The 10,630-nt window shown below is 69.0% G+C and carries 8 protein-coding genes; all 8 read left to right on the top strand.

All coding sequences use genetic code 11. The features are described from left to right. Positions 1-100 precede the first annotated feature (100 nt). The 8 genes from recN to G8760_RS24910 all read left to right on the top strand — a co-directional run bounded on the left by recN (position 101) and on the right by G8760_RS24910 (position 10,335). Positions 101-1,912 carry a DNA repair protein RecN gene (recN, locus tag G8760_RS24875; protein ID WP_166355545.1) on the top strand — a complete coding sequence of 604 codons (1,812 nt, stop codon included), beginning with the start codon at positions 101-103 and terminating at the stop codon, positions 1,910-1,912. Continuing rightward, a complete protein-coding gene (gene steA / locus G8760_RS24880; RefSeq protein ID WP_166355546.1) occupies positions 1,909-3,099 on the top strand; it encodes a putative cytokinetic ring protein SteA in 1,191 nt (396 codons plus the stop codon). The genes recN and steA overlap by 4 nt, the downstream gene beginning before the upstream one ends. A 1-nt stretch (position 3,100) precedes the next feature. Continuing rightward, complete coding sequence (locus G8760_RS24885) at positions 3,101-4,189, top strand: copper transporter (RefSeq protein WP_166355547.1); 1,089 nt, start codon at positions 3,101-3,103, stop codon at positions 4,187-4,189. A gap of 5 nt (positions 4,190-4,194) precedes the next feature. After that, positions 4,195-5,049, top strand: a complete 855-nt coding sequence (locus tag G8760_RS24890; protein WP_166355548.1) for a hypothetical protein — start codon at positions 4,195-4,197, stop codon at positions 5,047-5,049. Positions 5,050-5,188: 139 nt separating this feature from the next. Continuing rightward, a complete protein-coding gene (gene murJ, locus G8760_RS24895) occupies positions 5,189-6,787 on the top strand; it encodes a murein biosynthesis integral membrane protein MurJ (RefSeq protein WP_166355549.1) in 1,599 nt (532 codons plus the stop codon). Positions 6,788-6,811: 24 nt separating this feature from the next. Next, positions 6,812-8,062 (top strand): glycosyltransferase family 4 protein, encoded by a 1,251-nt coding sequence (locus G8760_RS24900; RefSeq protein WP_166355550.1) that lies wholly within the window; start codon positions 6,812-6,814, stop codon positions 8,060-8,062. Positions 8,063-8,387: 325 nt separating this feature from the next. Then, entirely contained in the window at positions 8,388-8,777 is a 390-nt protein-coding gene (locus G8760_RS24905; protein WP_166355551.1) for a helix-turn-helix domain-containing protein, read from the top strand. Positions 8,778-9,357: 580 nt separating this feature from the next. Next, positions 9,358-10,335: an AraC family transcriptional regulator gene (locus G8760_RS24910; RefSeq protein ID WP_166355552.1), complete on the top strand. Its 978-nt coding sequence runs from the start codon at positions 9,358-9,360 to the stop codon at positions 10,333-10,335. The last annotated feature ends 295 nt before the right edge of the window (positions 10,336-10,630 follow it).

Below are 10,630 nucleotides of genomic sequence, written 5' to 3' on the forward strand. Positions count from 1 at the left end.
TGGGATATCACCGAATGAATGTTCATGATCATGGGTTGAGGGCGGCGCGCCGGGTTGGCCGGCGCCATCGTGCCGCCCATCTCAGCTAGGCTGGAGTGTCGTGCTACAAGAGATCCGGATCCGTGGGCTGGGCGTCATCGACGACGCCCAGCTGGACCTTGGGCCCGGTCTGACGGTGGTGACGGGTGAAACCGGCGCCGGCAAGACCATGGTGCTCACCGGACTGAACCTGTTGATGGGTGGCCGAGCCGACGGTGGCGCCGTGCGCACTGGTGCCTCGCGTGCCGTCGTCGAAGGCCGGTTGCTCGTCGACCCCGACGGACCGGTCGCTGCCCGAGCGGCGGAGGCAGGAGCAGAGCTGGACGACGACGAGTTGCTGCTCGGCCGCACGGTGCTGGCCGGCGGACGCTCGCGGGCCCACGTTGGTGGGCGGGGTGCACCAGCCGGTCTGCTGGCCGAGTTGGCCGAGCATCTCGTCGCGGTACACGGCCAGAGCGAGCAGCAGCGACTGCTGCGCCAGTCGCGGCAACGCCTTGCGCTGGATCGGTTCGCGGGAACCCCCGTGGCTGATCCGCTGGCCGAGTACACCACCCGCTACGAGCGGCTGCGTGTCGTCGACGCCGAACTCACCGACGTCACCACGCGGGCCCGCGAACGTGCCCAGGAGGCCGACCTGCTCCGGTTCGGGCTCTCCGAGATCGAACGGATCGATCCGCAGCCCGGCGAGGACATCGCGATGCGTGCCGAGGAGGAACGCCTCGCCCATGCCGACGCGCTGCGGGCGGCTGCCGAGACGGCCCACCGCGCGCTGTCGGCGGACGAGACCGGGCCCGGTGAGATCGACGTGCTCACCTTGCTGGGTTCAGCGCGGCAAACCCTCGAACAAGAGCGTGGCCACGACACCCACCTGGCGGCGCTGACCGATCGGTTGGCCGAAGCCACCTACATGTTGGGTGACATCGCCGCCGATCTCGCTTCGTATGCCAGCGGCGTCGATACCGATCCCGCCCGGCTGGCGGAGGTGCAGGAACGCCGGGCAGCGCTGTCCGATCTCGCCCGTAAATACGGTGCGGAGCCAGGAACGGAGGACGAGGCGGACAGCAGTGAGGTCGACGCCGTGCTGGCGTGGGCCGACCGAGGCTCACGCCGGTTGCTGGAGCTCGACGGCGACGACGAGCGGGTGACGGCGCTCGCCGCCGAACGCGAGACACTCCGTGCCGAGCTGGGGGAGTACGCCGACCAGATCACCGCTGCCCGGTTGGCCGCCGCGGAGAGGTTCAGCGAGGCAGTCGGCGCCGAACTGAGCGCGCTCGCCATGCCCCACGCGCGGGTGATGGTCGATGTGCGGCCCCGCGGTGAGCTCGGTCCGCACGGCGCGGACGAGGTCGAAATTCTCTTCGCGGCGCACAACGGCTCGGCGCCGCGGCCCCTCGACAAAGGAGCGTCCGGCGGTGAGTTGTCCCGCCTGATGCTGGCGATCGAGGTGGTCTTCGCCGGCGCGGACCCGGTGCCGACATTCGTCTTCGACGAGGTGGACGCCGGCGTCGGTGGCAAGGCCGCGGTGGAGGTCGGCAGGCGGTTGGCGGCGTTGGCCCGGCACGCACAGGTGCTCGTCGTCACTCACTTGCCGCAGGTGGCTGCCTTCGCCGACCAGCACCTGACCGTGATCAAGGCTGACGACGGCAGAGTGACCAGCAGCGACGTACAAACTCTCGACGACGCCGGCCGGGTACGTGAGCTATCGCGGATGCTGGCCGGTCAGGAAGACTCCGCCTCAGCGCGGGCGCACGCGGAGGAGTTGCTCGAGGCGGCGGCGGCCAGCAAGAACGGCCACCCGAAGGTACCGGCTCGGCGCACATCCGCGGGTCGAGCCGCGCCGGCAGGGGCGAACGTGGCAGGATTCAGCCAGTGAGGATGCCCATGCTGCGCCGACGCAGATCCGACGATCTGCCAGGGGTCAGTGGGACCACCCGGCTAGACCATCGGACCAAGAATCTAACCAAGCGGTTGAAGCCGGGGGAGATCGCCATCATCGATCACCTCGACATCGACCGGGTCAGTGCCGAAGCCCTGGTCGCGTGCGGAGTCGCGGCTGTCGTCAACGTACGGCCATCGGTCAGCGGCCGGTACCCCAACCTCGGCCCGGACATCATCGTCGCCGCCGGTATCCCGCTGATCGACGACGTCGGCCCAGACCTGTTCAGCGAGGTCCGCGAGGGTGAGGCGCTGCGCGTCGACGGAAACACGGTCTACCGCGACACCATCCAAGGCCCCGAGGCGTTGGCACACGGGTTGCGGCACACCGACGAGAGCCTGGCCAAGCTGATGCACGACGCACGCGAGGGCTTGTCAGCACAGTTGGAAGCGTTCGCCGCGAACACCATGGAGTTCCTCAAGCGGGAACGCGAGCTGCTGCTCGACGGCGTCGGCGTGCCCGAGGTGCGAACCACCTTCGAGGACCGCCACGTGTTGATCGTCGTCCGCGGATATGACTACAAACGTGATCTCGTGGCGCTGCGGCCGTACATCCGCGAGTATCGGCCGCTGCTGGTGGGTGTCGACGGCGGCGCCGACGCTCTTCTGGAAGTGGGGCTCAAACCAGACATGATCGTCGGTGACATGGACTCCGTCTCTGACGACGCCCTGCTCAGCGGCGCCGAGCTGGTGGTTCACGCCTACCGGGACGGCCGCGCCCCCGGGTTGGGCCGGCTGGAACGGATGGGGCTGTCCGGCGTGCCCTTCCCGGCCGCGGGCACCAGCGAAGACATCGCCATGTTGCTCGCCGACGACAAAGGCGCCCAGCTCATCGTCGCGGTCGGTACCCACGCCACGCTGATGGAATTCCTCGACAAGGGTCGCTCGGGCATGGCTAGCACGTTCCTCACCCGACTACGGGTAGGTGGCAAGCTGGTGGACGCCAAGGGCGTCAGCCGGCTGTACCGCAGCCGGGTCTCCACCGGGTTGTTGTGGTTGCTGGTGCTGGCTGGCACCGTCGCCGTCGTCGCGGCCCTATTCTCCACCCCCACCGGTCAGGCGTATCTCGACGTCGTCGGCTCGTGGTGGGACCGATTCTTCTTCTGGCTTCGAGGACTGTTCTGACGTGATCGATTTCCGATATCACCTCGTCTCCATCATCGCGATCTTCTTCGCGCTGGCGGCGGGCATCGTGCTGGGCGCCGGCCCGCTGAGCGACACCATCGACGACACCCTGACCGATCAGACCTCCGACCTGCGTGAGGACAACCGCCGGCTGCGTGAACAGCTGGAGTTGGCCAACGAAGAACACGCATATCAAGAGGCGTTCGTTCAGGACCTCACGCCGGGCCTGGTGTCCGACCGGCTCGACGGCGAGCGGGTGGCCATCATCGCGCTGCCGGGATTCGACGAGGATGTCGTGGACGAGGTCCGTGAGGCCCTCGAACGGGCCGGCGCGCAGGCCGAGCTGACGGTGAACATCGACCCGACCTGGACCGACCCGGAGTCCGAGCCGGTGCTCGACCAGCTCGCTACCGACCTCGTCAGCTCCGGGACCGAGCTAGGTGGTGGTACCGGATTCGACCGTGGAGCCACGGTCCTGGCGGCGGCGCTACTCAACCCCTCAGCCGTCAACGGCGAGCCCGAGGCGGCGGCGAGCACGGTCGACACCACGGTGGTCACCGCGTATGCGGAGGCCGGCCTGATCCATCTGGAGCAGGACGCGTCCACGGCGCCGACCCTGGCGGTGGCGGTGGCTGGTCCGGTGTCGGGTGAAGACGCCGAAGAACGGTTGAGCCGGTTGGCTACCTTGACGGTGGAGCTGGATGCCAGCAGCGACGGCCTGGTAGTGGGCGGCCCGCCGGCAACGGCGGAGGGCGGCCTGCTAGCGGTCATCCGCAGTGGTGACATCGGTGACGACGTATCCACCGTCGACGTCGCCGACCTTCCGACGGGCCGCGTCGCGGTGGTGTTCGCACTGGCCGAGCAGTTGCGGGGAGATGCCGGCCACTACGGAATCGTTGGCGCCACGGATGGCGCGCTGGCGCAGCTGCCGGACCCGGAGTCCAGTGGTGGTGACGGTGGCGGGAACGGTCCGACTGGCGACGGGGGCGACGCCGACGACGGGGGCGACGCCGACGAAGACGACGAAGGCGACGAAGGCGACGACGCCGACGAAGACCCCGATCCGTCCGACGATGCGGATGAGGACTGATGGGCATGATGGGGCGAGCCGTTCGGCTGGCTGCCACGGCGGCGGTGGCCGGAGCCGCGACATGGGCGCTGACCAGGCGCTGGACCCGGCAGCCACCCGAGCTGTTCGCGGCGCCGGCCGGTCCGGATCGGCCGGCCGACCCGGCCGACGTATGGCGGCGGAAGAACTTCCACGGCGAGACCGTCTCCTTGGCTGCCGGCCCGGCCCTAGCGGTTGGTGCGGCGGCGGGGATCGCCGCTGCCCCCGGGCTTCGGGCAGGGACGCGGCTGGCGGGTATCGGCGCCGCGCTCGGTGTCGGTGCGGTTGGTCTGTATGACGACCTCGCCGGAAGCTCGTCGAGCAAGGGGTTACGCGGCCATTTGAGCGCGTTGCGGGACGGCGAGGTCACCAGCGGGTCGGTCAAGATCGGCGTCATTGGGCTCACCGGACTGGTCGGGTCCGCGTTGGTGAGTGACAACCTGACCGATGCCGTGATCGGTGGTGCCGCCGTGGCCGGGCACGCCAACGTGCTGAACCTGCTCGATCTTCGGCCTGGACGTGCCGGCAAGGCCGCGTTGATGCACGCGCCGCTGGTGTTCACGGGGCCCGCAGCCCCCGTCGGGGCAGCGGCGCTGGGCGCGATGGCCGCCGCGTTACCCGACGACCTCGGTGAACGAACCATGTTGGGCGACGCCGGCGCCAACACGCTTGGTGCCCTACTCGGCCTGGCGTTGGTGGCCCGCGAGGGGCGGCGCGCCCGGTTGGCCCACCTCGTTGTGGTCACCGCGTTGACGCTGGCCAGCGAGAAGGTCAGCTTCACCGAGGTCATCGAGAAGACACCGGTCCTGCGGGACTTGGATCTCCTTGGCCGGCGTCGCTGACCTCGAGATGATCATTCTTGATCGGCGCCTGGTCGCTGTGCCGCGTGGGCGTAGCGGTGGTGGTGTCACGCTGGCCGTGGCCTGGTCAGGTGATGCCGTGGTGGTGGGGCGACACCGCGAACCTGGGGACACACCCTAAATGCGGGCGCGGCGGGTAGCCGCGGGGATCACCGCGGGGATTGCCGGTGGTGCCGCGCTGATCGCGGCGATCAGCGTCATCGCCCGCGTCGTGGGGTTCGGCCGGCAACTCGTCTTTCAGTCCACCATCGGCCAGACAGTGCTGGGCGAGATCTTCGCGACCATCAACGCGCTGCCGAACGTGGTCTTCGAGATCGTCGCCGGTGGGGCGTTGGCCAGCGTGGTGGTGCCGCTGATCGCGGCGGCCGCGAGCCGCGGCGACACCGCCCACGTGCGGCAGACCGTGTCCGCTTTGCTCGGCTGGACGCTGCTGGTCCTCACCCCGGTGGTGCTCCTGGGCGCACTCTTGGCCGGGCCGATCACCGAGCTGATGTTGCGCGGCAAGGGTGGGGCCGAGGGTATAGAGGTCGGGCGCACCATGCTGTTGGTGTTCTTACCGCAGATCCCGCTCTATGGGATCGCCGTGGTCACCGCCGGAGTGCTCCAGGCACATCGCCGATTTCTCGCCGCCGCCCTCGCTCCGATCGTCTCCAGCCTGGTGGTCGCCGCGACGTTCGTGGTGTTCGCCGGCCTCTACGCCGGTGGCGACCGCAACGATCTCACGGCGCTGGACCGCCGATCGGAGCTGATCCTGGCCGGCGGCACCACAGCCGGGGTATTGCTGCTCGCGCTGACCACGCTGGTGCCGATGCTGATCAGGACCACCGGGCTGCGGCCGACGCTGCGTTTCCCGCCCGGTGTGGCGCGCCGTGCCCGCGGCTTGGCCGGTGCCGGCATCGCGACGCTGGCTGCCCAGCAGCTCGCCTATTTGACGTCGTACCTGATGTCGAACGAACATGCCGGCACTGGTGGCGCGGTGACCTTCCTGAACAGCTGGATGGTGTATCTGCTGCCGTACGCGGTGCTCGCGGTGCCGATCGCCACCGCGGCGTTCCCGCGGCTGACGACCCATGCCGAGGATGACCCGGCAGCCTACGCGCGTACGTTGGCCGGCTCCACCCGGGCCGTGCTTGCTGCCTCCGGTATCGGAGCCGCGGTTCTGGTGGCCACCGCCTGGCCGGTGGCGCGGTTCTTCGCCCTCCTCGACCAGGGTGATGTGCCGGTCGAACGGATGGCTTGGGCGCTGGTGGCGTTCGCCCCGGGGCTTCTCGGCTACGGGCTGGTGGCTCACCTCGGCCGTGCCCTGTACGCGCGGGGGCGCGGCCGGGTGGCCGCGACCGCTACCGTGAGCGGCTGGTTGCTGGTTGCCGTGACCGCGGTGGTTCTGGCCGGCGCGGTGCAGGAGGAGCGGGTCACGGCCGCGCTCGGGGCGGCGCACTCGGCGGGCATGACGCTGGCCGGGGTGCTGCTGTTGCGGGGGGTGGCGCGAGACTCCGGTCCGGTAGCGTTGTTCGGGGTGGGACGGGCGCTGGTGCGTGTGGTGATGGCCGGGGCGGCCGGCGCCGCGGTGGGCTGGTGGGCGGCGACACTCCTCCCGGATGACAGCGGTGGCATGGTGTTGGCATCCGGCGTGATGGCCGCGGCAGCCGCCACCGCCGTGGCTGGCGCGGTAATAGTGGCGACCGACCGTGACGTCCGCCGCGTCGTCTTGAGACGATGATGCAAGACGCGGGAAGTAGGAACAGTGACCGAACTCATCCACGTGACCTTCGTGTTGTCGACGAGCAGTGGGGGCGTCGGCCGGCATGTCCGTTCCGTCGTCGACCGGCTGCCTGCGCTGGGTGTCCTCCCGCGGGTGGTCGCCCCCGCAGCCACCGGCGCCACGTTCGGTTTCGACGTGCCGCCCCCCGGGGTGGCCACCGCGGCCGGATCGTCCTCGTCGGAACCCGACCCGCCCGGCGGCACCAGCGGGGCGCCGCGGCCAACTGACCATCGTCGAGGCCGCGCGACTAGCCCGCTCACCGCGCCGGTGCCGCGCGCCGCGGAGTTTACCGCGGTGGAGATCCACACCCGCCCTCGGCCTCGCCAGGATCTGCAGGCCGTCCGGCAGCTGCGCCGCGCGGTGGCGGACGCCGACGTGGTCCACGCCCACGGGTTCCGCGCCGCCGCGTTGACCGGCCTGGCGCTCGGGCGCCGCCGGGATGGGCGGACACCGCTGGTGGCCACCTGGCACAACGCCGTGTTGGGTAGTGCACCCCGGCGGTACGTCCTGGCCAGCCTGGAGCGGCTGGCCGCGCGGAGAGCCGACATCACTCTCGGGGCATCGCTCGACCTCGTCGAACGGGCCGCCGGGCTCGGTGCGTCCGACGCGCGGCTAGCCCCGGTGGCCGCCCCCGCTATGGCGCCGCCGGTCAAGGACCGGGAGGAGATCCGCGCCGAACTGGGGGCGGGCGAGCGGCCGGTGGTTCTCGCCGTCGGACGGCTCGCGCCGCAGAAAGACTATGAGACGCTGCTGTCCGCGGCCGTTCACTGGGAGACGCGGCAGCCACACCCGCTGGTGGTCGTCGCCGGTGACGGCCCGGAGATGGACCGATTGCGCCGAGACGCGGACAACGCTCGAGTGGACGTGCGTTTCCTGGGCCATCGCGACGACGTCCCCGACCTGCTGGCCGCTGCCGACGTCTACGTCATCACTTCGACGTGGGAGGCGCGGGCCCTGGTGGTGCAGGAGGCGATGCGGGCAGCGGTGCCCGTCGTCGCCACGGCCGTAGGTGGGCTACCCGAACTGGTCGGCGACGACGCCCTGCTGGTACCGCCCCGTCAACCCGGCGCCGTGGCCGCTGCCGTGGCGACACTTCTCGACCATCCCGAGCACGCCCGCCAGTTGGTAGAACGGGGCCAGCGCCGGGCCGCGGGTTGGCCGGACGAGGACGCTACCGCCGCCCAACTGGCCGCGATCTACGCCGAGTTCGTCGCAGGCCACCGGCCCGGGTGATCGTCGGGTCTTACGGAGAGGACAGATCCCGACGACCACCACGGGGTGGCGCTGATCCCACCCGGCCGCTACCCGCTCTCAGGGCGGAGAAACGGGAGGTCGCGGTCGGTCGATAGCGGGGCGTTCGGCCTCGTGCTCCGCCACCAGTGGGACCAGCACGCCCTCGAAGCCCGCTCCCAAACCGGATGGCCGGCTGGCCACCTCACAGGGTTCTGGCGCAGGCTTCTCGCTGTCATCATGGTGGCAGGTAGAGGCGGACTTTGGACAGGGGCCAGTAGGCAGCCCGCGCCCGGAGCAGCGACGGCCGGCGCCACTGGCGCTGAGAATGGCCCAAAATCGGCGGATTTTGGACTTCAACTTTTCGGCTGAATCTCTAGTCTTGGATGGGGCGGCGTTCGACGCTTTCACCGCAGCGACGAAGGGATACGTGGTGGAATCAGGTGCGCCCATCTGGGATGTCATCAGGCATGCTCGTGAGGAAGAAGGTCTGAGCCAGCGCGAGCTGGCTGAGAACCTGGCCGTTCTCTCTGGCAACAGCTCGATTACTCGGGACGATGTGAAGCGGTGGGAGAGCGGGAAACGTATTCCGCGCCCGCGTTGGCGCTATTGGCTGAGCCGAGCGCTGCATATCCCGGCCGAGCTGTTGGAAACGGCGGCGCGCATCGCTCGCGTTCATCGTGCTCGCCGGAATCAGCGCGAGTCTGGCGACACCTGATCTTCTGAGCACGGTGGTGTCCGGTGAGCCACGTCTTCTTACCGCTCCATGACGCCAGCTGGCGTCGTGATGTGGTGTGATCTGGTACGGGCGGGTCTGGCATTCCGGCCCCGCGCGCTCTACGCTGGCGCAAGTGATGTGACCATGAGCATTGCTCAGCGAGAAGTCATCGGATCGCAGCACGCTGCCGAGCGCCATCAGCTCGGCGGCGCGTCCCCGCCGCGCTCCAAGCGCGTTCCCGTAGCAGGACAGACCTCTCTCCGCATCGCGTCCACCGGCCACCGCTCCGACCTTTGGCGGCCACCCGGCACGGCACCGGCCCGCTCCCCGGGCGGGTTCGGACCGCCGTCGGTAAGGACGTCCGACCAGCGGAAAGACAGCTCCCGCAAACAGGAAAGTTGCGCGTTGCAATCAATAGTGACAATGGGTCATCAAGGGGGTACGGTTTACCGATCTGGAATCACCAGAACACCGGTGTAGCGGAGGGAACCGGCTGGTGACTCCTGGCAGTCGTGCGGGGGTGTCCGGCGTCTTGCCGGGCACCTGACTGGGTAGGGCGGAGAAGAAGGAGAGCAGCAAGATGACTGCCTTGCCACTCGAGCGGTTCAGGGTATTCCGCTCGCAAGACCTCGAAGAGACCCGGGAGACTGTGGCACGGATCTTGTGTGAACACCGGTTGGATCTCGTGGGAAAGGAGCAGAAGCTCGACGCCCGGATGCACTCGCATCGTATCGGGCAGATCGTCGCCAACTTCATCAGCTATGGCGGCAACGTCTATATCGAGCCTGGTTGGCTCGGCACCTTCTATCTTGTTCAGATTCCATTATCCGGACGCAGCCTCGTCCAGTGTGGCGGTCGGCGGGTCTACTCGACCTCTACGGTGGCCACGGTCATCTCACCCACCGAGTATTTGCGGCAGACGTGGTCACCCGACTGTGCGCAGATCGTCATGCGGATCGAGCGTTCGGCACTTCATGCGCACCTGCGCGACCTCCTCGGCGTACCCCTCTGGGAGCCGTTGGTCTTCGAACCTGAGTTCCACATCACCAAAGGCTTCGGGGCCAGCTGGGTCCGAAGCTTCCACGGGTTGATCCAGGAGCTGGAACACCCGGAGTCGTTGCTGTTCAACCGCCAAGCCGCCCGTCAGGTCGAGTTCAGCGTCATGTCTGGCCTGCTCGCGGCACAGCCACACAACTACTCGAAACTCCTCGAAGATAAGAGGCCGCTGATGGTGTCGTCGCGTCCAGTGAACATCGCCCGTCAGATGATCGATTCCCACCCGGAGTGGTCGCACACCGTCCGGAGCCTAGCCAGGCACGCTCACGTCAGCGAGCGCACTTTGCAGGCGGGATTCAACCAGTATCTACATCGCAGTCCCAAGGCGTACCTCACCGACGTGCGGATGCAGCGGGCCTACGACGAGTTGCGGGCCGCCGAACGCGGTACCGTCACTGTTGCGTCGGTAGCCCGCCGGCTGAGTTTCCATCACGTCGGCCGGTTCGCGGTCGAGTACAAGAAACGTTTCGGCGAATCACCGTCGGAGACGCTGCGTAAGTAGCGCCCGGCCGTCGTCGTTACTGAGGGGGTGGCTCGCGGCCTCGGGTCGCGGGTGGCGACACCCGAGTGATCCGCGCGCCCCGGGAGGCGCGGTGAGCGTCGAGGTGTCGTCGCCCGGCTCCGGGCATGGCCACCCGGTGCGGGCGCACGCGGTGGGGCTACGTGCGCTCGCCCGTGCCGGTTCCTGTGGTTCGGCGAGCAGGTGGGAACCGGCACAGCCTCGTGGGGGGGGGGGGGCCCAAGGGGCGGGACCCCCCCCCCCAACCGCAGGGGGGCGCGGGAGAAGGGGGTAAAAA

Origin of the sequence: Phytoactinopolyspora limicola (assembly GCF_011320225.1) — a bacterium.
Classification (GTDB): Bacteria; Actinomycetota; Actinomycetes; order Jiangellales; family Jiangellaceae; genus Phytoactinopolyspora; species Phytoactinopolyspora limicola.